The following is a 22,129-nucleotide window of genomic DNA, read 5'->3' as shown; positions in this document are numbered from 1 at the left end:
CGGACTTGTGTGACAGTCTGCCCACGCATTACGCATCAGTACCTCTTGTTCAACACCGGGCCGCACTTCCCCGCAGCCCGGCGTTGACCCCCCACAGCAACGAGGAGATCGCGTGCGCAAGACCTTCCGCATGCCCATAACCACGTCCGGCAAGCGCCGTTCGGCCATCGCGGCCGGCACCGCCGTCGCCGCGGCGGCCCTGCTCGCCTCCGGGCTGACCGCCGGCACCGCCGGTGCCGCACCGGCCGACGGCGCGAGCGCCAAGGCCGGCGCCCAGCCCGCGGCGCTCACCGCCTCGGTCCGCGCCGAGCTGCTGCGCGAGGCCACCGCGACCACGGCGGACACCGCCACGTCGCTGGGTCTCGGCGCCAAGGAGAAGCTGGTCGTCAAGGACGTCATCAAGGACGTCGACGGCACCACCCACACCCGCTACGACCGCACCTACGACGGGCTGCCCGTCCTCGGCGGCGACCTGGTCGTCCACCGCGCCAAGGGCGGTGACGTCAAGTCGGTCACCAAGGCCACCAAGGCCACCATCAAGGTCGCCTCCACCACGGCCGGGATCGCCCCGAGCGCCGCGGCGAAGGCCGCCGTCAAGGCGGCCAAGGCCGACGACACCACCCAGGCGGCGGCCGACCAGGCCCCGCGCAAGGTGATCTGGGCCGCCACCGGCAAGCCGGTGCTCGCCTACGAGACCGTCGTCGGCGGGGTCCAGAAGGACGGCACCCCGAACCAGCTGCACGTCATCACCGACGCCGCCACCGGCAAGAAGCTCTACGAGTACCAGGGCATCAAGAACGGCAAGGGCGAGAGCGAGTACAGCGGCTCGGTCGAGCTCGGCACCAGCAAGGAAGGCGACGGTTACACCCTGACCGACGCCGACCGCGGCGGCCACAAGACCACCAACCTGGAGAACCAGGAGAGCGGCGAGGGCTCGCCGTTCACCGACGACGACGACAACTGGGGCACCGGCAAGCCCGACGACCCCCAGACCGCCGCCGTCGACGCCCACTACGGCGCCGCCGCCACCTGGGACTACTACAAGAAGGTGCACGGCCGCGACGGCATCGCCGGCGACGGCAAGGGCGCGTACTCCCGCGTGCACTACGGCGACAGCTACGTCAACGCCTTCTGGGACGACAGCTGCTTCTGCATGACCTACGGCGACGGCGAGGGCAACAAGGCCCCGCTGACCGCGCTCGACGTGGCGGCGCACGAGATGAGCCACGGCGTCACCTCCGCGACCGCGGGCCTGGAGTACAGCGGTGAGTCGGGCGGCCTCAACGAGGCCACCTCCGACATCTTCGGCACCGCCGTCGAGTTCAACGCCGACAACGCCACCGACGTCGGTGACTACCTCATCGGCGAGAAGATCGACATCAACGGCGACGGCACCCCGCTGCGCTACCAGGACAAGCCCAGCAAGGACGGCCAGTCCGCGGACGAGTGGTCCGACAGCGTGGGCGACCTCGATGTGCACTACTCCTCCGGTGTCGCCAACCACTTCTTCTACCTGCTGTCCGAGGGCAGCGGCGCGAAGGAGATCAACGGTGTGAAGTACGACAGCCCCACCTCCGACGGCTCCACCGTCGAGGGCATCGGGCGGGACAAGGCCGAGCAGATCTGGTACAAGGCCCTGACCACGTACTTCACCTCCAACACCGACTACCACGCGGCCCGTGAGGGCACGCTGAAGGCCGCCGAGGACCTCTACGGCGCCGACAGCGCCGAGTACAAGGGCGTGGACGCCGCCTGGGCCGGGGTCAACGTCAAGTAATCCGCGCGCGGTTCACCGCGGAACACTCGCCGGTGCCCGGGGCTCGCGCCCCGGGCACCGCTGTGTTGTCGCCGCACGTCCCCGGCTACCGGCCCCGGCTACCGCCCTCGGTCGGCCCGCCGGCACGCGTTCTGGTTCTCCGGTACGGAGCACGGCAGATGGCCGTGTTTCTCGATGAGGTTCCGTCCGGTGTCCCCCGCCATGTAGTCGAGGAACTTGGACGTGAGGGAGTTGTCCGGGGGCGCGGTGTACGTATAGGCGTACTCGGGCTCCCAGAAGGGATACGTCCGCTCCTTCACCGCGTCGACGGAGGCGCGGACCCCGTCCAGGTTCAGCAGGTCGACATCGCCGTGCGCGGCCCGCACCTCGGCGTGGCGCAGTTCGGTGTAGCCGATGGCGCCCGGCGTCCGCGCCACCGTCCTCACCACCTCCGGGGTGCCGCCGAGTTCGCAGCGCACCACCTTGTCGTGGCGGAACTCCGGGCTGCGGCAGTCGTCGGACGTCCGGGAGAGCTCGTTGCGGTCCAGGAGGCGCTTCTCGAACACCTTGCGCGTCCCGGAGTTCGCGTCCCGGCTCACCAGCCTGACCGGCAGATCGGGTCCGCCGGGGAGCTGCTTCCAGTTGGTGATCTCGCCCGCGTACACCCTGCGCAGATCGGTGAGGGACAGGTTCGTCATCCGGACGTCCTTGTTCAGCACCAGGGTGAAGACGGACACGGCCACCAGGTGCTCCTTCAGCCGCTGATCGCCGTTGCCCTGCGGACCGTCGGAGAAGGAGAGGTACGCGGGGAACCCGCCCTTGGCGGCCTCCCCGGCGGTCCGCAGCGTCCCCACCCCCTGCCCGCTCCCCTGGGCCGCCACCGTCACCACGGCGCCCCGGCAGTCGCTCTGGTACGCCCCGCGCAGATCCTCGGCCACCGGTGCGAACGCCGTCGATCCGACGATCGTCAACGTGCCCGTGGCGCATCCGCGCGGCAGCGGATCGTCCCGCAGCAGCGGCGTACCGAACGACTGGAGGATCAGCAGGGCCAGCAGGCTCCCGATGAGCCCGAGCACCCGGTTGCTGGGCCGCCGGAACTTCTCGTTGTTCCGGACCCGCCCCTCCTTGATCCGTCCGCCCACCTGCGGCGGCTTGTCGGTCCCGGCGCCGGTCAGCAGCACCAGCAGCTTGAAGTGATCTCCCTTGTTCAGCGGCACCCTCGGCAGGGAGATCTGGTGTCCCTCGTAGATGAGACCGGGCCGCTCCGGAGTCCCCCGCTGCCGCAGGTGCCGCAGCAGATCCGGATGGCTGGGCTCGGTCACGGCCACGTCCTGGACGACGCGATGGGGAAAGGTGGCGGTGAGCCCGCGGTGCTCGGTCGACGGCGCCGTGATGTAGTCGTCGGCGTCGATGCTGCGGAACCCGTCGTTCTCGATCCGCAGCAGCACCAGCGAGGCCCCGGCCAGGTCCGGGGTGTTCTCCAGCATCCGCAGCCGCTGATGAGCCGGACCGTCCTGGCGGGTGTCGTCGATCAGCGTGTCCATCTGCACGCGGTAGCCGATCCGCTTCCGCCCCGGGATCAGCCGCTCGTACGAAAGCCCTCCGACCGTGACGACGACACCGAGCAGCGCCAGGAGGTTCTCGGGCGCCATGAGCTGTTCCAGCCACTTCATGGTTTTCCCCCGTACATGCCATGGCCTCAGGGGGCGAATGTATGTGCCCATGGCGCGCGGGGGGCCGATGTGGCCTGCCTCTCATGCAATGTTCGTCCCGAGTTCAACCTCCGCTCCGGCCGGAACCATCCCATCCGGTGGCGGTGAGCCAGTCGGCGAAGGTGGCCAGCCCGGGGTGCAGGGCGCGCAGCGCCCGCGGGTCCCGGTCCCGGGAGAACAGGTCGTACTCCTGGAAGAACGCGAACATGGCGGCCAGGTCGTGACCGATTCCGGGCAGGGATCGGCTGAACTCGTCCAGCTCCACCGCCTGGTAGGCGCTCGGCACCCCGGTCACGCGCTCGAACGTCGCCGCGATCTGCGCACCGGTGAGGCTGTCGGCGGCGACGCGCAGCGTCCGGCCCGCCCAGTCGTCCCAGTGGTCGACCGTATGGCGGGCGAACCAGGCGATGTCATCGAGTCCGATCAGCGGCCACCGGCCGGCCCCGCCGAGCGGCAGGGTGAACAGCAGACCGTCCCGCCCGTCGGGCAGCCGGGTCCGCCGGGGGGCCAGGTCGTACAGGTTCTCGAAGTAGGGTGCCGTCACCAGGACGGCGACATGCCGCGAGAACCAGCCGTCGGTCTCCTGCCGCATGGCCTCCTCGGAGCGGTGCAGTGCGATACGGGCCTCCACCGCGGCCTTGGCGTCGTAGTGCGGGACGGGAATCCGTCCGTCGGTGAGGACCGCGGCGCTGTCCAGCGACGACCAGACGAACCGGTCCACCCCGGCCTCCCGTGCCGCGCGCAGGGCCCTCAGCCCCTGTGCGTACTCGCTCTCCGGGCTGGCCGTGGCGAAGAAGTCGGTGTTGCAGAAGACGTGGTCGACCCCGTGGAGGGCCTCCTCCAGCGACGGTTCGCCGTCCAGGTCACCGCGGACCAGCCGCACCTCGCCGGGGGTGTCCCGGGCCAGCGTGAGCGCCCGCGGCGAGGACGGGTCCCGGGTCAGCACCCGTACGGTGGTGCCGGGCCGTGCGGCAAGGGCGCGGACGACCCGGGAGCCCATGGCCCCGGTGCCGCCGATCACGAGTGCGGTCGTCTCCGTCACCGTGCCACGTCCAGCACGAGCTTGCCGCGGGTGCGGTTGGTCTCGCCCAGGCGGTGTGCCTCGGCGACCTGCTCCAGGGCGAACGTGCGCTCGACCTCGACCCGGACCGCGCCGGAGTCGACCAGGCCGGCGATGGTGGTCAGGGCGGCGGCGTCCGGCTCGACCAGGAGCGGGCTGGTGCGCACTCCGGCCTGCCCGGCCGCGGCGGCCAGCCCCTCGGAGACACCGCTGGGGATGGAGACGACCAGGCCGCCGGCCCGGGTCACCGCCACCGACCGCACGTCGGTGGCGTCCAGCCCGCCGATCAGGTCGATGACGACATCGACCTCGCCGGTCACGTCCTCGAACCGCTGCCGGGTGTAGTCGATCGTCTCGTCGGCGCCCAGCTCCCCCAGCCACGCGTGCCGGGGCTCACGGGCGGTCGCGATCACTTCGGCGCCGAGGTGCTTGGCCAGCTGCACGGCCAGGTGCCCGACACCGCCGGCCGCGGCGTGCACCAGCACCCGCTGACCGGCCTCGACCTCGGCCGTGTCGACCAGGGCCTGCCAGGCGGTGAGCGCCGCGAGGGGCAGGGCCGCGGCCTCGGTGTGCCCGATCGAGGCGGGCTTGCGCGCGAACTGGCGGGACGGCGCCGTGACGAACTCGGCGTAACCACCGGCCGGGCGGGGGAACCACGGCATGGCGTAGACCTCGTCACCGGGCGCCAGCGTGGTGACGCCGAAGCCGACTTCCTCGACGACGCCGGACACGTCCCAGCCGAGGATCAGCGGCAGCGTCTGGAGTCCCGCCATGCCCTGTCCGGCACGGGTCTTCCAGTCCACCGGGTTGATCCCGGCGGCGTGCACGCGCACCAGCACCTCGGTCGGCAGCGGTTCGGGGCGCGCGACCTCTCCGACGCTCAGCACCTCCGGTCCGCCCCACTCGCTGATGGTGACGGCGCGCATGGTGTGCTCGCTCATGCTCTCCTCGCTCTGTGTCGCTCGGGTATGTCCTTCGGTCCGGACCGGGGCCCGGTGATCCTCAGCTTCGCCCCGCCGCGACGAACGCGGTGAGTGGCCGGAAGGCCATCAGTCGTACCATTCGAGCCAGCGGCATCCGAGCCAGTACCCTTCGGGCCATGACCCACCGTGTTGCCGTTCTCGCCCTCGACGGCGTCCTGACCATGGACCTGGGTATTCCGGCCCGCGTGTTCGACCAGGCACGCGACCCGTCCGGCGCACCCCTGTACTCGGTGACGACCTGCTCGCCCGGCGGCCGGCCGATCCGCAGCAACGAGGGCTTCCGGATCGTCGTGGACGATGACGAGTCCCTCCTGGAGACCGCGGACACCGTGGTGATCGCCACCCAGGAGCCCGAGGAACACCTCCTCGCCACCGGTGAGCTGCCCGGGGAGGTCGCCGCCGCGTTCGCCCGGATCGGTCCGCGGACCCGCGTCGTCAGCCTGTGCACCTCGGCGTTCCTGCTCGCGGCGGCCGGGCTGCTGGACGGCCTGCGCGCCACCACGCACTGGGCGCTGTGCGACTCGTTCGCGCGGCTCTTCCCCCACGTCGAGGTCGATCCGGACGTCCTGTTCATCGACAACGGGCGCATCCTGACCTCGGCCGGCGGGGCCGCCGGCATCGACGCGTGCCTGCATCTGATCCGCCGGGACCACGGGGCGGCGGTGGCGGGCGCGGCGGCGCGCCGGTGCGTCGTGGCGCCGTGGCGCGAGGGCGGACAGGCGCAGTTCATCGAACACCCGGTGCCGAAGGACGCCGACCGCTCCACCTCGGCCACCCGGCAGTGGGCCCTGAACCGGCTGGCCGAACCCCTCACGCTGGAGGACATGGCCCGGCACGCGCACATGAGCGTGCGCACCTTCACCCGGCGGTTCCGCGGCGAGGTGGGCACCAGCCCGCTCCAGTGGCTGTTGCAGCGCCGGCTGGCGCAAGCCCGTCACCTGCTGGAGTCCACCGACCTGACCGTCGCCCGCGTCGCCACGGCCAGCGGCTTCGGCGACCCCGTGGCCCTGCGCAAACACTTCTACAGCCACCTCGGCCTGTCCCCGCTGGCCTACCGCCGCGCCCACAACGCCCCGGCCCCGGCGGCGACGAGGGCGCACTACGGCCTCAGTACGTGAACGCCGCGGCCACGGCGGCTCCGAGCCGGTCGAGAACATCCCGGGCGAGCCGCACCGACCCGGTGAACGAGAGCAGCGCGTGGGTGGCGCCCTTGACCGGAAGGTGGGTGACCGGCACACCGGCTTCGGCGAGCTTCCGCGCGTACCGGTCGCCCTGGTCCCGTAGCGGATCGTGTTCGGCGGTGACCACGACGGCGGGCGGGAGCCCGGCCAGGTCCTCCGAGCGCGCCGGCGAGACACGCGGGTCGGCGCCCTGGTCCGGCGTGCTGAGGTAGCAGCCCCAGAACCACTCCAGCCACGGGCGGGTCAGGATCGGTCCGGCCATGTTCTCGTACATGGAGGGGCTGTCGTCGAACCGGTCGACCGGCGGGTATGCCAGCACCTGGAGCGCGACGCGCGGCCCGCCGCGCCGCTGTGCCTCCTGTACGACGGCCGCGGCGAGGTTGCCACCGGCGCTCTCGCCGAACACCGCGATCCTCTCCCCGTCGCCCCCGAAGCCGCCGGCGTTGGCGGCGACCCAGGTGAGGGCGGCGTAGGCGTCGTCGAGCGCGGCCGGGAAGCGGTGCTCGGGCGCCAGCCGATAGTCGACGGAGACCACGATCGTGCCGGATCGGTTGGTCATGATGCGGGCGATCTGGTCCTGGCTGTCCAGGTCCCCGAAGACCCATCCGCCGCCGTGGAAGAAGACCGTCACGGGAAGAGGCCCGGAGCCCGGTGCGGCGGGCCGGTAGATACGGACCGGGATCTCGCGGCCGTCGACGGCCGCGGTGGTGTCGCGCACGCCGCCGACCGGCTCGGGGTCACCGGCCAGGGCGGTGAAGGCGCTCGCGGCCGCACGGTTCTCTCCGACGGTCAGGCTCTCCGGGGCCGGCCCACCTGCTTCGGCCATCTGCTCGAGCAGGATCTCGATCTGGGGGTCGAGCGACATGAGGGCGCCTTTCGATGGGCCGCGAGAGGACCGCGCGGGAAGTTGGAATGACCTCTCCAGAGATATGCGCCGCAAAATTGGAATGTCAATTCCAACCTTGGTACGGTGCCCGCATGAACGCGCCAGTGGACACCGAAAGGCCAGGACAGCGCCGGCTCACCGGGCCCGGCCGGAAAACCCGGGACCGCATCATCGAGACCGCCGCGGAGCTGATGTTCCACCGCGGCGTCGGAGGCACGAGCATCCCGGACATCCAGGCGGCCGCCGGCGTCAGCGCGTCGCAGATCTACCACTACTTCGGCGACAAACAGGGCCTGGTCCTGGCCGTCATCGACTACCAGACCGACACCAAACTCGACCAGCAGCGCCCCCTGCTGGACAGCCTCGACAGCATCGAGGCCCTCCGCGAGTGGTGCGACAGGGCGGCGGACCGGCAGGACGCCATGGGCTGCGCGGGCGGCTGCGAGATCGGATCGCTCGCCAGCGAACTCGCCGAGACCGACCCCTCGGCCCGGACCGACCTGGCCGCCTCCTTCGACCGGTGGGAGGCGCCCATCAGATCGGGACTGGCCCGCATGCAGGCACGCGGCGAACTGAGCGACAGCGCCGACGTCGCCGCCCTGGCCACCGCCCTGCTGGCCGCCATCCAGGGCGGCATGCTGCTCTCACAGATCCGCCGATCGAGCACCGCGTACCGCCAGGCCGTGTCGGTCGTGATCGACCGCATCGAGAGCTACGTCCCGCGCGACACCGCCTGAGCCGCGCCTGAGCCGCACCTGAGCCGCTCGCGGCTCACCCTCCGGACCGACGTCACGGAGAGGTGGTGCCGGCCGGGCAGGGAATCTCGGGCCGCAGGCGGTGCGGATCGCACGCGATCAGGCATACGGACAGGAACCTCTGCCCCGTCAGATACCAGCCGCCGACCACATCCTCGCCACGCGCCATCCGTTCGGCCCTGCCGCCGACCGCGTCGGCGAGCCGGGGAGCGGTCTCACGGTCGTGCTGGGATGCGAACGACGCGGCGTGCGACCGCACTTGCCGGCCGAACCACTCGGCCGCCTGCCGAGGATCGGTCCATGTCCCCTGGACGAAGGAGGCCGGCTTGAGCAGCCAGTGGGCGCATTCCAGGGGAACGACCCTGCTGGACCTGAACTCCGGGTGCGAGGGGCGCCGGGGGCCGTCCTTGAGCAACTCGTGTGCGGACCCGAGCCAGGTGTAGCCGTGGTGGTGCATGTACTCGCCCTCTCGGTGAGAGCGGCCCCCACGCGAGGTGAGGGCCGCCCATCCGGCTCACGTCCCTACCGCCGGCCGCAGCCGTCACCGTCGCCACATCCGCCCTGCTGGCCGCCCTCGGTCGGCCCGTCGTCCTCCGGGTCCTGGCGGACAACAGCCTTGAATCCACGTAAGCGCATCGAGATGATTCCCTCCGGTGCGGTCAGCGCGAGGGCCCTCCTCGCGCCGTCGTGCACATGCACCCGTTCCGCGCTGGGCTCGACCTGCCAGGGCTCCGGTCCAGCCGGGACGGGGGTCTCAGAAACGGCTCACCGAGCGGTGGCCTTCGTGGTCCGCTCCCCCAGCGCGGCGCGCATGAGAATGTCCGCGAGCCGATTCGCGCTATCCAGCGGAATACGTCCCAGAGCCACCATCAGATGCCCCGAGACCGTCACCTCACCCCGCAGAACCGGCCAGCACAGAGCCTCGTCCATTTCGCCGTGGGGCACGGCCACGTCCGGGATGAAACCGAGACGGCCCAGCGCCTCGCGAAGCAGTTCAGCGACGGCTCTCGCCTCGGCTCCGGCCGCGCGGTGACGCTCGGAACGCATGCCGTCGATGGCCTCATCGGTGATTCTCATGGCTGCCAACTTCTCCGTGCGAGTGGGTGACGGAGACGCTACGGAGCGCACTCATGGCTGCTCAACGCGATTGCTCGAAGTTGCTCGACGAGCTCGGGCGCGTCGCTGTCGTGGCCAGACGGGCTGGTACCGGACGCCGTGCCCGGTTCATGGACCAGCCCGCACTCTCGTGTCGAGCGACATACCTGACGACTGCCGGCTTCCGCGCACCCAGAGAAGCCAAGAGCGACACGCAGGGGTGAATGACAGCCGCAATCCCGCGCAATCAGCTAACACGCCGACGTTATCCGCGACATTCTGATGACCTGATCGACTTCCGACAGGAGGGGGAATGCCATGGCGTTGAGGTTCCTCGGCACAACGTCCGAGCACGGCAACTGTCCAACGCTGTACGAGATCGAAGAAACCGGCGATCTTGCCGTCCAGGGGGATCTGCTCACCGACTCCAAGCACCTTGCCCAGCTCCGAGACGTCAAGGAGTCGGAGGCATTCGTCGTCGTCCCGCGCGAGTTGCTGACGCGTTACGCACCCAAGGAGTAGAAAACGTGCCCGACCTCATTCCCTTCGACGACGTCTCGCACTTCTTCGATGAATTCGAGCACACCGCATGGCGGCTTGAGACACAGCGGGGCTACGCCTCCGACCTCGCCAGCCCCAACTGGCCGCGCTTCCAACGTGGGGAGACCTTCGGCTACGACCCGGACAGCCCCTGGCACGCCAACGTCCGCGAACAGACGATGCGGGGCAAGCGCTACGAGCGAGTGCGGCTGGTGGATCAGCCTCCCACAGAGGGGCAACGGTTCCTGCTCGCATCCGGGCTCGGCAACGTCGAGGCCGGAGAGGACATCCGGAATCTCTTCCGGTCGGACGCGGCACGTATCGGTCTGCCGGACTATGACTTCTGGCTGTTCGATTCCCGCTCCGTCGTCAAGTTCGTCATCGACAGTGCGGGAACGACACTCGGCGTGCGCGTCCTGGAGGACGCGGAATCAGTGGTCCGCGCCTGTCAGGTCCGTGATGCCGCATGGCACCACGCCGTACCGACCAGGGAGTTTCAGGCACAGGTACCGTCGTCTGTGTGAGCACTGACTTTCAGGTCGGCCGTATCGCCCTCGGTGCGCGGCTAAGGGAGCTGCGCACCGAGGCCGGTCTCAACGGCAAGGAACTGGCGGCCCGACTCGGCTGGCAGCGTTCGAAGGTCTCAAGGCTGGAGAACGGCAAACAGACCGCCACCGCCAGAGACCTCGACGCATGGGCCGGCGCGGTTGGCGCCCGCTCCGAGGCCGAGGACCTGAAGGCACGTCTACGCGGACTCGAATCACAGCAGCGATCGTGGCGGCGCCAACTCGCTTCCGGCCATCGCGGCGTACAGGAGAAATACGTCGTTGAATACCGCCGGACTTCGACCCTCCAGGGCTACGAGGCCACTGTCGTCCCGGGCTTGTTGCAGATTCCGGAGTACGCCCGCTGCCTGCTGCTGCAGAACGCCGAACTGATGCGGACGCCGCGGGACACCGAAGAGGCGGTACGGGCGCGGGTCAAGCGGCAGGAGGTTCTCTACGAACCGGGCAAGCGCTTCGACATCCTCATCTGGGAGGGCGTACTGCACGCCCTGGTCTGCCCCCGCGACGTGATGGCGGCACAGCTTGACCGGCTCGTCGGCATCATCGGGATGAGCCGCGTCTCATTCGGCGTCATCCCACTCGGCGCCCCTCTCAAGCTCACGCCCAAGCATGGTTTCTGGATCTTCGACGACGAGCGTGTGATCGTCGAAACGATCAACACCGAGCTGCATCTTGAGTCAGCGGATGATGTCGCCCTGTACAAACGCGTGTGGGAACGGCTCAGCGAGACCGCCGCCTACGGAGCTCAGGCGCACCGTCTGATCGCACGCGCAAGGGCCAGTCTGAGTCGCTCATAGATCACCGTCCGGGTCCACGTCATCGGATACGGATGCGAGCGTCGGCCAATGTCAGCACTCGGTAACGTGGTCGAGCTGGCCCGCCTTGGCGGCACGTATGAAGGTTCTCAGGCGCGCCCGAGTGGTCGACAGGACGACCTCGGGTTGTTCGCTCTCGCGGAGCATTATCGTGTCGCGCTCCCCTCTGGCCACATTGACGCACGAGGCTGATTCCTGGCAGTACGAAGACTGACGCCAAGACACCGGGTTCATGTGCCGCTCCTTGTCACAGTTCTTGGATGAGGCCATGGATGAAGTCGCGGGACTCGTCTGTTCGAGGCGATGGCTTCCGGTGCGAGACATCGAGCGATGTCAGCACTCGGTAACGTGGTCGAACTGGCCCGCCTTGGCGGCACGTATGAAGGTTCTCAGGCGCGCCCGAGTGGTCGACAGGACGACCTCGGGTTGTTCGCTCTCGCGGAGCATTATCGTGTCGCGCTCCCCCGCTGCGACATACAGGCAATTGGACCCCTCCACGCTGTAGGAGGACTTCTGCCAGCGGCATTCAGACACGTACGGTTCCCTTCTCGGGCGTCGAGAGCGACGAGGTGCATCAGATCGCGCGACGCTTCCGGAGTCAGCGCGGTCTCCTCCAGCCGGTCCAGGACGGACCGGTATTTCGCCAGTTGAGCCTCCGCATCCAGAAACTCGCAACCGTCATGAAGTCCAGCGTCACCGTATCGAGCTGGGGCACGCTCTGAGGTCCCTACTGCGGATCGCTGATAACGACAGCCAGAAGACCGTCTCCGAGCGGCACAGGCACTGGTCAGACAGCCCCACGGGCGCGGGCTCCCGGCCCCTCGCTCACTGCCAGGTCGCGGTGTCGGGGTCGATGCCGTGGGCGCGTGCGCTGGCGTCGATGATGCGGCGGAACCACGTGGCGAGGCCGGTGCGGACGCCGTCGTAGTGGGCGGCGAATCCCGGGTCGGCCTCATACATGCGGCCGAGACAGACCTGCATCTGCCGGGTGAGGGGAAAGTACGACGCGAAGACTTCGCGGTGCCGCTCGACGAGTTGATTCGCTTCAGGGCTGCCAGGTGTGACGCCGGCGTCCATCGCATCTGCGAGGGCGCGGTCGAGGTCGGTGACGGCGTCGGCGACGGTCTGCCATTCCTGCGGACCGCGACCGGCTGCGGCTTCGGCGTACTGCCGCCATTGCGTCGTGTCTCCGTAGCGCTGACGGGCCTGGGCGGGCCAGTCCGGGTTCCACTGGGGGCCGAAGATCGCGGCCTGCTGCTCGGCGGTCAGCAGCAGGCCGCGCTCGTGGGCGTCGATCATCCGGTCCAGTCCGGCGCTGAGCTGCTGGAGTCGGTCGATCCGTTCCGCGACCTGGGCGCGCTGCGCGCGCAACGCGCCGGGCACGTCCGCCGCCTGGTCGTCCAGGATGGCCCGGATCCGGTCCAGGCCGAGGCCGAGCTCACGGTAGACGACGACGCGGTGCAGGCGTTCCAGATCAGCGGCGGTGTAGAGCCGGTATCCGGCGGCCGTGCGCAGCGACGGTCGCGCCAGGCCGGTCTCGTCCCAGTGGTGCAGCGCGCGGACGGTCACGCCCAGACGCGCCGAGACCTGGCCGACGGTCAGGCCTTCGGCGTCGATTGCGTCAGGCATGGTCCTCATTGTCGCCGCGCCCGACGCCCGGTGCGGTGATGCCGACGGCTTCAAGGTTCCGCGCCTCCTGACTGGCCGGGTCGAAGGGCTTCGCCGCGGTGAAAACGATCCGTGCGTTCTCGGGGGTGATCACCTCCACGTCGCGGGTGTTCCAGGGAGTGTCCCGTGGACCGTCGACCGAGTCCGGGCGCACCGCGCGACAGGCCCCGACAAGGGAATCGACCTCGTTGAGCACACACGCGAAACTGACGCTGATCGCCGGCGCCCGCTCCGGAACGCTCCCCGCCGGGACGAGGAGTACGTCCTGGAACGCCCATCGGCGCAGATGCACAACGCCGCCGGGGATGCTGAACAGCTCGAAGAACCCGAGCCCACGCACCCAGAAGTCCACCGACTCCGCCAGATCGCTCGTGGGGATCGTCACGAACGCGGGCATTCCATAGATGCCACGGAACGGCTCCGGCGGAACCGCGTCCGGGCCGGGAGTGGGCACGGGGCTCATCTCGAACGCGTTGTAGTAGTCGCTCATGCGCCCCACCCAACAGCCTCACGCGACGTGAGGGTCAAGCCGGGTCAGCGCACGAAGCCACCGGCATCACATCGCAGGCATCTTCCTCTGGTCCGCAAGGTGATCCACATGGAACTTCCCCGGGCTCATGACGGGGCGCCCGGGAAGGACGGCTTGATGACGCGGCTGCCAAACTTCCACTGTCCGTCCACGCGAACGTATTCGTCCTCGTACTTGACGTGGGAGCGAACGTAGCCGCCGTCGTTCTTCACCACTTCCACGAGACAGAAGACACTCCCCGCCGCGCGGTCGCCCTCGATGTCCGTCACCAGGTGGTTGAACATGACGTGGATGACGTTGCGGGCATGGGCGAAGAGTGAGTCGCGGAAGAAGTCGCTTATCGCCTCGCGCCCTTGGAACAGGCCGAAGCCGGTCTCGCGTTCATCGAGGACGCCATCCTCGGCCCAGCAGCCGGAGGACTCATCCAGCCGGAAGCCGTCGAAAGCAACCGCGTAACGAGTGTTGAGATCGTGGATGGCGGCACGATCGGCGAGATGACTCATGGGACAACCTCACATGAAGAAGCGGCGCCGTGGGCCCTGGCCCTGGCTGGCTCGGACGAGCCGGGGGAACGGTGTACACGGCTCCCAGCCCAGGTCAAGGCTCCCCAGCCATGAACTGACCATGATCCAAACGAAACCGCTGCCTAGCCGTCGTCGCCTCCGCGCCATGTGCTCCGCACCCGGCGCCACGCCTCGATGACGGCCGGGACCTTGGACAGGAGTTCCGCTGCCAGGGTCAGTATCAGCCCGGCCAGGCCGAAGGCGGCGAGCACGAGCAGGGTGACGGTGTCCCAGTCCACCAGTTCTCACACCCCTCACGTCGGGTGGTCGAACCGATGGCCCGGCAGGCTCAGCCCGACCACCTCGTATGGTGGTCAGCTGAGGTCCTGCCGACGTCCAAGATCTCAATGCGTGCTACGGAGAACAGAGCTCTCCGGGACCGCGGCAATTCCGGCCGTCCGGCCGGCTTTTTCCGTGCACCACATGACGTCGGACATGAGTGCAACACTCCCCCGTGCTCCACGGTCCACCGCCAGTCTAGCCGTCACCTGCTCAGCGCATCAGGACTCCGGCGGCTTCGGATGTCGCCTCCGACGGGACCGCGATCAGGCCCGGTTCGGCGTGGTGCGACAGGAGGCGGTGGGCGGGGAGGACGCGGACCGTGTAGCCGAAGGGGCCGGTGCGGTCGAGGGCGAGGGGGCCCTCGTAGAGGTGGCGGCCCTCGGGGTCGGGGCCCGTGGTGGGTTTGAGGGGGACGGGGGTGGGGTCGGTGATGCAGTCGGCGTCGTCGACGCGGCCCGCCACCGCCTGGACCGCCACGTCCGCCGGGTCCAGGCCGCCCAGGCGCACCCGTACGCGGAGGGAGAGCGTGGAGCCGAGTTCGGCGGCGCCGCCCGGGGCGGGCGGGGTGAGCTGGGCCTCGACGTGGTCGACCGCGACGTCCGGCCAGGCGGCGCGCAGGCGGGCCTTCCAGGTGGCCAGTCCGGCGGCCGCCGTGGGGGTCAGGGCGCGGTGGGAGCGGGCGGCCGGAACGTAGAGCCGCTCGACGTACTCGCGCACCATGCGGCCCGCGAGCACCTTGGGGCCGAGGGTGGTGAGGGTGCGCCGGACCATGTCGATCCAGCGGCCGGGGAGGCCGTCCGGGCCGTGGTCGTAGAAGCGCGGGGCGACCCGCTGTGCCAGCAGGTCGTAGAGGGCGGCGGCCTCCAGGTCGTCGCGGCGGGTGTCGTCGATGGCGTCGCCGTCGGCGGTGGGGATGGCCCAGCCGAAGTCCGGGTGGTACCACTCGTCCCACCAGCCGTCCAGGACGGAGAGGTTGAGGCAGCCGTTCAGGGCCGCTTTCATGCCGCTGGTGCCGCACGCCTCCAGCGGGCGCAGCGGGTTGTTGAGCCAGACGTCGCAGCCGGGGTAGAGCATCTGGGCCATGCCCATGCCGTAGTCGGGCAGGAACACCAGGCGGTGGCGGACCCGGGGGTCGTCGGCGAACCGGACGAGTTCCTGGACCAGCCGCTTGCCGCCGTCGTCGGCCGGATGGGCCTTGCCCGCGACGACGATCTGGATCGGCCGCTCGGGGTGGAGCAGCAGCTCCATCAGCCGGTCCCGGTCGCGCAGCATCAGGGTGAGCCGCTTGTAGGAGGGGACGCGGCGGGCGAAGCCGATGGTGAGGACGTCGGGGTCGAGCACCCCGTCGATCCAGCCGAGTTCGGCGGTGCCCGCGCCGCGCTGCCGCCAGGAGTCGTACAGCCGCTGCCGGACCTCGGTGACCAGCCGCTTGCGCAGGGTGCGGCGGAGCTCCCAGAGCTCGCCGTCGGAGAGGGGGCCGAACCGGCGGGCGCCGAGCCGGGTGACCTCGGGCGCCGTCCAGGTGGGGGCGTGCACCCCGTTGGTGACGGAGGTGATGGGCACCTCCTCGGGGTCGAATCCCGGCCAGAGGCCCGCGAACATCTCCCGGCTGACGCGGCCGTGCAGCGTCGAGACCCCGTTGGCGCGCTGGGCCAGGCGCAGCCCCATCACGGCCATGTTGAAGAGATCGGGCTCACCGCCGGGGTAGGTCTCCCTGCCGAGGGCGAGGACGCGCTCGACCTCGATCCCGGGCAACTCGGCGTCGGCGCCGAAGTGGCGGGCCACCAGCTCGCGGTCGAAGCGGTCGATACCGGCGGGGACGGGGGTGTGGGTGGTGAAGACGGTCCCGGCCCGCACCGCCTCGTGGGCGGCATCGAAGTCCGCCCCGTCGGCCATCAGTTCGCGGATGCGCTCCAGGCCCTGGAAACCGGCGTGCCCCTCGTTGGTGTGGAACACCTCGGGTTCGGGGTGGCCGGTCAGTCGGCAGTACGCGCGCACGGCGCGCACACCGCCGATGCCCAGCAGCATCTCCTGACGCAGCCGGTGCTCGCTGCCGCCGCCGTAGAGCCGGTCGGTGACATCGCGCTCGCCGCGACCGTTCTCCTCCACGTCGGAGTCGAGCAGCAGCAGCGGCACCCTGCCCACCTGGGCCAGCCACACGCGTGCGGACAGCGGGCGGCCGCCGGGCAGGGTGAGCGCGATCCGGACGGGCCGGCCGTCCGCCTCGCACAGCCGGGTGAGCGGCAGCTCGTCGGGGTCCAGGAGCGGATAGTGCTCCTGCTGCCAGCCCTCGCGGGAGAGCGACTGGCGGAAGTAGCCGTGGCGGTAGAGCAGTCCGACGCCCATCAGGGGCACGCCGAGATCGCTGGCGGCCTTGAGGTGGTCACCGGCGAGGATGCCCAGGCCGCCGGAGTACTGGGGCAGGGCGGCGGTGATCCCGAACTCCGGCGAGAAGTAGGCGATCGCGGCGGGCAGCGGGGAGGGCGCCGGCCCGCCCGGCGGCGGTACGGAGAGCGGCGGTACGGAGGGCGCGGGCCTGCCGGACCGCGGTCCGGCAGGCAGCGGCCCGGAGCCTGGCGACGACCCCGGGCCCGGCGGCGGCCCGGCCCGGTCCTCACCGGACGGTGCGAGCGAGCCCAGCGGCGGCCCGCCGCGGGCCTCGGCGGCGGTCCCCCCTTCGTGCGCGGCGGTCCCCCCCTTCGTGCGCGCCGGACGGCGGCTCGTCACGGGCCTCGGCGGAGGGTACGGGGGCGGTGGACGGCAGCCCGGCGCCGTCCTCGGCGGAGGGTACGGGGGCGGTGGACGGCAGCCCGGAGGGCAGGGGCGGGCCGGACGGTGACCCCGCGCCGCCAGACGGCGAACCGGCGCCGCCGGGCGGTGACCCCGCACCGCCGGACGGCGAACCCGCGTCGGACGGTGACCCCGCGCCGCCGGACGACGAACCCGCACCGCCAGACGGCAAACCCGCGCCGGACGGCGAACCCGCGCCGGACGGCGAATCCGCGGCGGGCCGCCCCTGGTGTGCGGCGGTCAGCCCCTGGTACCAGCGGGGAGCCGTCAGATAGTCGTGCAGGTCGTCCGCGGCCGCCGTGAGGCGGCGCAGAAAGGCGCGGTCCTCGGCGAGGGCCGCCAGCCGGGAGACGGGTACGGCGCCCAGCAGCCGTACCGGGTCGCCGCCCGTCTCCCGCCATCCCTCGGGGTCCACGGACTCGAACAGCTCGCGGGTCTCGGGGTGCCAGGACCAGCGCAGGTTGCGCGCCAGCCGGTTGAGCGGTCGCAGGGGCTCCGGAAGCACGGGGCGCACGCTGAATCGACGAATGGCCTTCACCCTTCGACGGTAGCGGCCGAGGCGTCCCTGTTTCGGCTGTTTCGCACCGCTCCCGAGAAGTCGCCCCCAAGGCGGCAACCTTTCCGGCCAAGGGGGCGACTAGGGGGCACACCTTCCCCCCATGCCTTGGAGGACCTCGTGCGCTCTCGGGACAGTTCGCCCACTCCGTCCCCCGCTCATCCGCCCGGAGCACCCGGCCGGACAGCGCCGGCTCCCGGCCGGAAGGCGCTGACCCGCGGCCGGATGCTGGCCGCCGGATGCGCGGCGGCCGCGCTGACCGTCACCACCCTGGCGAACGTCTCCGGAGCCGTCGAGCCGGGCAGCCGGACGGCCGGGGCCGCAAGCCCGAAAGCGGTGGCCGCGGCCCAGCTGGAGAAGCTGGACCGGGGGCTGGTGAGCGTGCACACCGGCGATGACAACCTGGTCAGCTGGCGCTGGCTGGCCACCGACGCGGACGATGTGACGTTCAACCTCTACCGGGGCTCGGTCAAGGTCAACTCCTCCCCCATCACCACCACCAACTACCTCCACCAGGACGCCCCGAACAGCGCGGACTACACCGTGCGCGCCATCGTGAACGGGGTGGAGCAGCCCGCCTCGCCGAGCGCGGTCCAGTTCCGCCCCGGGTACTACGACGTGGCGATCTCGCCCCCGTCGGGCGGTTCGGACTACACCTACGAGGCCAACGACGCCTCGGTGGGCGACCTGGACGGCGACGGCGACCTGGACTTCGTCCTCAAATGGCAGCCGACCAACGCCAAGGACAACTCCCAGTCGGGCGTCACCGGCAACACCATCGTCGACGGATACACCCTTCAGGGGCAGCGGCTGTGGCGGATCGACCTGGGCCGCAACATCCGCTCCGGCGCCCACTACACCCAGTTCCAGGTGTACGACTACGACGGCGACGGTCAGGCCGAGGTCGCGATGAAGACCGCGGACGGCACGGTCGACGGGGCCGGGAAGACCATCGGCAGCGCGTCCGCCGACTACCGCAACTCCAGCGGCTACGTGCTCAGCGGGCCCGAATATCTGACGATGTTCAACGGGCGCACGGGCGCCGCGATGAGCACGGTGGACTACGTCCCGCCGCGCGGCACCGTCTCCTCGTGGGGCGACTCCTACGGCAACCGCGTGGACCGCTTCCTGGCCGGGACGGCGTATCTCAACGGCTCCACCCCCTCGCTGATCGAGGCGCGCGGCTACTACACCCGCACCGTGATCTCCGCCTGGAAGTTCAGCGGTGGGCAGCTCACCCGGCAGTGGACGTTCGACACCAACAGTTCCACCAACACCGGCAAGGGCTACGACGGGCAGGGCAACCACGCACTGGCGACCGGCGATGTGGACGGCGACGGCAAGGACGAGATCGTCTACGGCTCGATGGCGGTGGACGACAACGGCGCCGGGCTGTGGACCAACAAGAACGGCCATGGCGACGCGGCCCACCTCGGCGATCTCGACCCGTCCCGGGCGGGCCTGGAGTACTTCAAGGTCGACGAGGACACCTCCAAGCCGGGCTCGTACTTCGCCGACGCCCGCACCGGCCAGGTGCTGTGGTCGACCGCGTCGGGCGGCGACAACGGGCGCGGGGTGGCCGACGACATCTGGGCGGGCAGCGACGGCGCCGAGATGTGGTCCGCGCGGGACGACCAGATCCGCGACGAGGGCGGCGGCGCCAAGGGCCGCAAGCCGTCCTCGATCAACTTCCTGGCCTGGTGGGACGGCGATCCGGTGCGCGAGCTGCTGGACGACACGCATATCGACAAGTACGGCACCTCCGGTGACACCCGGCTGCTCACCGGGTCCGGGGTGCACTCCAACAACGGCACCAAGGCCACCCCGTCGCTCTCCGGCGACATCCTCGGCGACTGGCGCGAGGAGGTGGTCTGGCCGACCAGTGACAACAAGGCGCTGCGGATCTACTCCACGCCGTACCAGACCGACCGGAAGATCACCACGCTGCTCCACGACCGGCAGTACCGCGAGGCGCTGGCCTGGCAGAACACCGCCTACAACCAGCCCCCGCACCCCAGCTTCTTCATCGGCGACAAGATGGCGACCCCGCCGCGGCCGACCATCACCACCCCCTGAATCCGGACATCCCCCGGAAGGAGATCCGACATGGCTGAACAACACACCAGGTACCGGGTGCTGGCCGGCGCCCTCGGTGCCGTCGCCCTCACCGCGGGCGCGATCACCACCGGTCTGACCCTGCCCACGGCCTCCGCCGCCACCTGGCCCTCGGCCAGCGGCACCCAGGCGGTCGGCACGACCATCAGCGTCAGCGGGACCACCGACGGTGGTATGAAGCGCTACTACGGCACCGGCGACCTCGGCTCGGGCGGCCAGGACGAGGACCAGGGCCCGCTGTTCGAGCTGAAGGACGGCGCCACCCTGAAGAACGTCATCCTCGGCGCCCCGGCCGCCGACGGCGTCCACTGCGAGGGCAGCTGCACCCTCCAGAACGTGTGGTGGGAGGACGTCGGCGAGGACGCCGCCACCTTCCGCGGCAGCGGCAAGACGTACAACGTCGTCGGTGGCGGCGCCCGCAAGGCCGAGGACAAGATCTTCCAGTTCAACGGCGGCGGCACGCTCAACATCTCCAACTTCGCCGGCCAGGACTTCTCCACCTTCGTCCGGTCCTGTGGCAACTGCTCGACGCAGTACAAGCGCACCATCAATGTGAGCAACACCGAGATCACCGCGCCGGGCAAGGTCATCGGCGGGATCAACACCAACTACGGCGACTCGCTGACGCTGCGCTCCATCACCATCGTCGGGGACAGCAGCAAGAAGATCGTCCCGTGTCAGAAGTACATCGGGAACGACGACGGCGACGAGCCCTCGAAGAACGGCAGCGGTCCCGACGGCACCTACTGCAAGTACAGCACCTCCGACATCACCTACAAGTGATCGCCGGCTGATCGCCGGCTGGCCGCGCGCCGTGTCCGGTCCCCGTGGGGACGGGACACGGCGCGTGCCCGTCCCCACGGGGCGGTGGGCCGTCTGGTTTCACGCCCCCTGGTGCGCCCTTGTCGGGATCTTTCGTCCCACGCCACGCTGGCGCCGTCGCTCAGTTGGGGAGGGGATCGTTCCATGGCATGCGCATCCGCGGGACCCCGGCGGAGGGTGGCGGCGCCGGCCGCCGCCGTCGCGGCGGCCCTGGTGGCCTTGTCGCTCACGCAGGCCGCGCCCACGCAGGCCGGGTCCACTCAGGCCGGGCCGGACCACGGCTATATCGTCGCCCTGAAGCGGGGCGCGGGAGCGCCCGCGGCGGCGTCGGCGGCGGGCCGGGCGCTGGTGGAGCGGTACGGGGCGCGCGTGCGCCGGGTCTACCGCACGGCGCTGGACGGCTATGCGGTGGTGGCGAACGCGGCACAGGCCGGCCGGCTGGCGGCCGATCCGCGGATCGCCTCGGTGACCCGGGACGAGCGGGTGTCCCCGCGGTGGACCCGGGCGCGTCCGCCGTCGCCGTCCCGGGGCCGGGCGGACCCGCCGTGGGGGCTGGACCGGATCGACCAGCCGGACCGGCCGCTGGACGGGACGTACACCGCGCCCGCCGACGGCGGACGCGGGACCACGATCTACGTCATCGACTCCGGGATCCGCGCCTCCCACGAGGACTTCGGCGGCCGGGCCCGCTCCGGCTGGGACTTCGTGGACGACGATCCGGTGGCCGAGGACGGCAACGGCCACGGCACCCATGTGGCCGCCACGGCGGCGGGCACCCGGTACGGAGTGGCGAAGCGGGCCGCGATCGTGGCCGTCCGGGTGCTGGACGACCGGGGCGAGGGCACCATCGCCCAGGTGCTGGCCGGGATGGACTGGGTGCTGCGACACGCCGAGCGGCCCGCGGTGGTCAATCTGAGCCTGGGGGCGGCGTCCGCCACCCCGTTGCCCGAGTGGGACGCCGCGGTGCGGGCCGGGACGGCCGCCGGTCTGGTCTTCACCGTGGCGGCGGGCAACCAGGACCGGCCCGCCGCCGCCTTCTCCCCGGGCCGGGTGCGGCAGGCGCTCACGGTCGGTGCGACCGACCGCGCCGACCGGCGCTCGGCCTTCTCCAACTGGGGCGCGGGCATTGACCTGTTCGCGCCCGGGGACCGGATCGTCTCGGCGTCGCATACCAGCGATACGGCGACCAGGACGCTGTCGGGCACCTCGATGGCGGCCCCGCATGTCGCGGGCGCCGCCGCGCTGTACCTGGCCGGCCACCGCGGTGCCACCGCGGCCCAGGTGGGGGCGGCGCTGACGGCCATGGCGAGCAAGGGCCGGGTGCGCGGCGCGGGCGCGGACTCGCCGAACCGTCTGCTGCGGGTGGCCAACTGACTACGCGCCAGAAGGGCCGATACGCGCCGCCCGGACGGCCCCGCCTACGGACGGGGCCGTTTCGTGTACCCGGCGTTACGA

At 70.7% G+C, this 22,129-nt stretch carries 22 protein-coding genes and 1 pseudogene; 9 read left to right on the top strand and 14 right to left on the bottom strand.

Annotated features, from left to right (window positions below; all coding sequences use genetic code 11):
- The first annotated feature begins 130 nt into the window (after nt 1-130).
- Entirely contained in the window at nt 131-1,777 is a 1,647-nt protein-coding gene (locus tag PS467_RS28530; RefSeq protein ID WP_311039986.1) for a M4 family metallopeptidase, read from the top strand.
- Between the two features lie 98 nt (nt 1,778-1,875).
- Here PS467_RS28530 and PS467_RS28525 read toward each other — a convergent pair whose 3' ends face one another.
- From PS467_RS28525 to PS467_RS28515, 3 genes are all read right to left on the bottom strand, one after another.
- A complete protein-coding gene (locus tag PS467_RS28525) occupies nt 1,876-3,429 on the bottom strand; it encodes a substrate-binding domain-containing protein (RefSeq protein ID WP_311037631.1) in 1,554 nt (517 codons plus the stop codon).
- Nucleotides 3,430-3,532: 103 nt separating this feature from the next.
- A complete protein-coding gene (locus PS467_RS28520; RefSeq protein ID WP_311037630.1) occupies nt 3,533-4,510 on the bottom strand; it encodes an NmrA/HSCARG family protein in 978 nt (325 codons plus the stop codon).
- A complete protein-coding gene (locus PS467_RS28515; RefSeq protein ID WP_311037629.1) occupies nt 4,507-5,469 on the bottom strand; it encodes an NADP-dependent oxidoreductase in 963 nt (320 codons plus the stop codon). The genes PS467_RS28520 and PS467_RS28515 overlap by 4 nt, the downstream gene beginning before the upstream one ends.
- A 158-nt stretch (nt 5,470-5,627) precedes the next feature.
- Between PS467_RS28515 and PS467_RS28510 the strand changes: the two genes are divergently transcribed.
- Complete coding sequence (locus tag PS467_RS28510) at nt 5,628-6,629, top strand: GlxA family transcriptional regulator (protein ID WP_311037628.1); 1,002 nt, start codon at nt 5,628-5,630, stop codon at nt 6,627-6,629.
- On the opposite strand, the gene lipP1 is transcribed toward PS467_RS28510, so the two are convergent.
- Nucleotides 6,619-7,557 carry a LipP1 family hormone-sensitive lipase gene (gene lipP1 / locus PS467_RS28505; protein WP_311037627.1) on the bottom strand — a complete coding sequence of 313 codons (939 nt, stop codon included), beginning with the start codon at nt 7,555-7,557 and terminating at the stop codon, nt 6,619-6,621. The two genes, PS467_RS28510 and lipP1, sit on opposite strands and share 11 nt — an antisense overlap.
- A gap of 113 nt (nt 7,558-7,670) precedes the next feature.
- On the opposite strand from lipP1, the gene PS467_RS28500 reads away from it, so the two are divergent.
- The gene (locus PS467_RS28500) at nt 7,671-8,315 is read left to right on the top strand and encodes a TetR/AcrR family transcriptional regulator (protein ID WP_268974525.1); all 645 of its coding nucleotides are present in this window, start codon (nt 7,671-7,673) and stop codon (nt 8,313-8,315) included.
- A gap of 52 nt (nt 8,316-8,367) precedes the next feature.
- Here the strand turns inward: PS467_RS28500 and PS467_RS28495 are convergent, their stop codons facing one another.
- Nucleotides 8,368-8,790, bottom strand: coding sequence for a hypothetical protein (locus PS467_RS28495; RefSeq protein ID WP_311037626.1), 423 nt, complete (start codon nt 8,788-8,790; stop codon nt 8,368-8,370).
- A 308-nt stretch (nt 8,791-9,098) separates the two neighbouring features.
- Entirely contained in the window at nt 9,099-9,410 is a 312-nt protein-coding gene (locus PS467_RS28490) for a hypothetical protein (RefSeq protein ID WP_311037625.1), read from the bottom strand.
- A gap of 336 nt (nt 9,411-9,746) precedes the next feature.
- Between PS467_RS28490 and PS467_RS28485 the strand changes: the two genes are divergently transcribed.
- From PS467_RS28485 to PS467_RS28475, 3 genes are read left to right on the top strand one after another with little or no spacing between them, the layout of a single operon-like run.
- Nucleotides 9,747-9,950: a hypothetical protein gene (locus PS467_RS28485; RefSeq protein ID WP_311037624.1), complete on the top strand. Its 204-nt coding sequence runs from the start codon at nt 9,747-9,749 to the stop codon at nt 9,948-9,950.
- A gap of 5 nt (nt 9,951-9,955) precedes the next feature.
- Nucleotides 9,956-10,492 carry a DUF6879 family protein gene (locus tag PS467_RS28480; RefSeq protein ID WP_311037623.1) on the top strand — a complete coding sequence of 179 codons (537 nt, stop codon included), beginning with the start codon at nt 9,956-9,958 and terminating at the stop codon, nt 10,490-10,492.
- Nucleotides 10,489-11,331, top strand: a complete 843-nt coding sequence (locus PS467_RS28475; protein ID WP_311037622.1) for a helix-turn-helix domain-containing protein — start codon at nt 10,489-10,491, stop codon at nt 11,329-11,331. Before PS467_RS28480 ends, PS467_RS28475 begins: the two co-directional genes overlap by 4 nt.
- A 51-nt stretch (nt 11,332-11,382) precedes the next feature.
- Here PS467_RS28475 and PS467_RS28470 read toward each other — a convergent pair whose 3' ends face one another.
- From PS467_RS28470 to PS467_RS28430, 8 genes and pseudogenes are all read right to left on the bottom strand, one after another.
- Entirely contained in the window at nt 11,383-11,583 is a 201-nt protein-coding gene (locus tag PS467_RS28470; RefSeq protein WP_311037621.1) for a DUF397 domain-containing protein, read from the bottom strand.
- Between the two features lie 99 nt (nt 11,584-11,682).
- Nucleotides 11,683-11,883: a DUF397 domain-containing protein gene (locus PS467_RS28465; RefSeq protein ID WP_311037620.1), complete on the bottom strand. Its 201-nt coding sequence runs from the start codon at nt 11,881-11,883 to the stop codon at nt 11,683-11,685.
- A 291-nt stretch (nt 11,884-12,174) separates the two neighbouring features.
- Nucleotides 12,175-12,978, bottom strand: a complete 804-nt coding sequence (locus PS467_RS28455; RefSeq protein ID WP_311037619.1) for a MerR family transcriptional regulator — start codon at nt 12,976-12,978, stop codon at nt 12,175-12,177.
- Nucleotides 12,971-13,507, bottom strand: coding sequence for a VOC family protein (locus PS467_RS28450; RefSeq protein ID WP_311037618.1), 537 nt, complete (start codon nt 13,505-13,507; stop codon nt 12,971-12,973). Before PS467_RS28450 ends, PS467_RS28455 begins: the two co-directional genes overlap by 8 nt.
- Before the next feature lie 125 nt (nt 13,508-13,632).
- Nucleotides 13,633-14,049: a nuclear transport factor 2 family protein gene (locus PS467_RS28445; RefSeq protein WP_311037617.1), complete on the bottom strand. Its 417-nt coding sequence runs from the start codon at nt 14,047-14,049 to the stop codon at nt 13,633-13,635.
- A gap of 143 nt (nt 14,050-14,192) precedes the next feature.
- Nucleotides 14,193-14,348 (bottom strand): hypothetical protein, encoded by a 156-nt coding sequence (locus PS467_RS28440; protein ID WP_268974513.1) that lies wholly within the window; start codon nt 14,346-14,348, stop codon nt 14,193-14,195.
- Between the two features lie 253 nt (nt 14,349-14,601).
- Nucleotides 14,602-17,118 (bottom strand): alpha-glucan family phosphorylase, encoded by a 2,517-nt coding sequence (glgP, locus tag PS467_RS28435; RefSeq protein ID WP_311037616.1) that lies wholly within the window; start codon nt 17,116-17,118, stop codon nt 14,602-14,604.
- Nucleotides 17,119-17,272: 154 nt separating this feature from the next.
- Nucleotides 17,273-17,719: pseudogene (locus PS467_RS28430) on the bottom strand (DUF3417 domain-containing protein); the annotation flags it as partial.
- 243 nt (nt 17,720-17,962) lie between these two features.
- Here PS467_RS28430 and PS467_RS28425 point away from each other — a divergent pair.
- From PS467_RS28425 to PS467_RS28415, 3 genes are all read left to right on the top strand, one after another.
- On the top strand, nt 17,963-19,813 hold the full coding sequence (locus PS467_RS28425; RefSeq protein ID WP_311037615.1) for a rhamnogalacturonan lyase: 1,851 nt from the start codon (nt 17,963-17,965) through the stop codon (nt 19,811-19,813).
- A gap of 30 nt (nt 19,814-19,843) precedes the next feature.
- On the top strand, nt 19,844-20,635 hold the full coding sequence (locus PS467_RS28420) for a pectate lyase (RefSeq protein ID WP_311037614.1): 792 nt from the start codon (nt 19,844-19,846) through the stop codon (nt 20,633-20,635).
- Between the two features lie 183 nt (nt 20,636-20,818).
- The gene (locus PS467_RS28415) at nt 20,819-22,048 is read left to right on the top strand and encodes a S8 family peptidase (RefSeq protein WP_311037613.1); all 1,230 of its coding nucleotides are present in this window, start codon (nt 20,819-20,821) and stop codon (nt 22,046-22,048) included.
- Nucleotides 22,049-22,129 lie beyond the last annotated feature (81 nt).

The sequence above is a fragment of the Streptomyces luomodiensis genome, from assembly GCF_031679605.1.
GTDB classification, from domain to species: domain Bacteria; phylum Actinomycetota; class Actinomycetes; order Streptomycetales; family Streptomycetaceae; genus Streptomyces; species Streptomyces luomodiensis.
The sequence above is the reverse complement of the archived record's forward strand: the minus strand, read 5'-3'. Positions and strand labels throughout refer to the sequence as shown.

Coding starts and splice junctions, on each gene's coding strand:
- PS467_RS28530 (WP_311039986.1), top strand. CDS start 131: ATGCCCATAACCACGTCCGGCAAGCGCCGTTCGGCCATCGCGGCCGGC.
- PS467_RS28525 (WP_311037631.1), bottom strand. CDS start 3,429: ATGAAGTGGCTGGAACAGCTCATGGCGCCCGAGAACCTCCTGGCGCTG.
- PS467_RS28515 (WP_311037629.1), bottom strand. CDS start 5,469: ATGAGCGAGCACACCATGCGCGCCGTCACCATCAGCGAGTGGGGCGGA.
- PS467_RS28510 (WP_311037628.1), top strand. CDS start 5,628: ATGACCCACCGTGTTGCCGTTCTCGCCCTCGACGGCGTCCTGACCATG.
- lipP1 (WP_311037627.1), bottom strand. CDS start 7,557: ATGTCGCTCGACCCCCAGATCGAGATCCTGCTCGAGCAGATGGCCGAA.
- PS467_RS28500 (WP_268974525.1), top strand. CDS start 7,671: ATGAACGCGCCAGTGGACACCGAAAGGCCAGGACAGCGCCGGCTCACC.
- PS467_RS28495 (WP_311037626.1), bottom strand. CDS start 8,790: ATGCACCACCACGGCTACACCTGGCTCGGGTCCGCACACGAGTTGCTC.
- PS467_RS28490 (WP_311037625.1), bottom strand. CDS start 9,410: ATGAGAATCACCGATGAGGCCATCGACGGCATGCGTTCCGAGCGTCAC.
- PS467_RS28485 (WP_311037624.1), top strand. CDS start 9,747: ATGGCGTTGAGGTTCCTCGGCACAACGTCCGAGCACGGCAACTGTCCA.
- PS467_RS28470 (WP_311037621.1), bottom strand. CDS start 11,583: ATGAACCCGGTGTCTTGGCGTCAGTCTTCGTACTGCCAGGAATCAGCC.
- PS467_RS28455 (WP_311037619.1), bottom strand. CDS start 12,978: ATGCCTGACGCAATCGACGCCGAAGGCCTGACCGTCGGCCAGGTCTCG.
- PS467_RS28450 (WP_311037618.1), bottom strand. CDS start 13,507: ATGAGCGACTACTACAACGCGTTCGAGATGAGCCCCGTGCCCACTCCC.
- PS467_RS28445 (WP_311037617.1), bottom strand. CDS start 14,049: ATGAGTCATCTCGCCGATCGTGCCGCCATCCACGATCTCAACACTCGT.
- PS467_RS28425 (WP_311037615.1), top strand. CDS start 17,963: ATGCTGGCCGCCGGATGCGCGGCGGCCGCGCTGACCGTCACCACCCTG.
- PS467_RS28420 (WP_311037614.1), top strand. CDS start 19,844: ATGGCTGAACAACACACCAGGTACCGGGTGCTGGCCGGCGCCCTCGGT.
- PS467_RS28415 (WP_311037613.1), top strand. CDS start 20,819: ATGGCATGCGCATCCGCGGGACCCCGGCGGAGGGTGGCGGCGCCGGCC.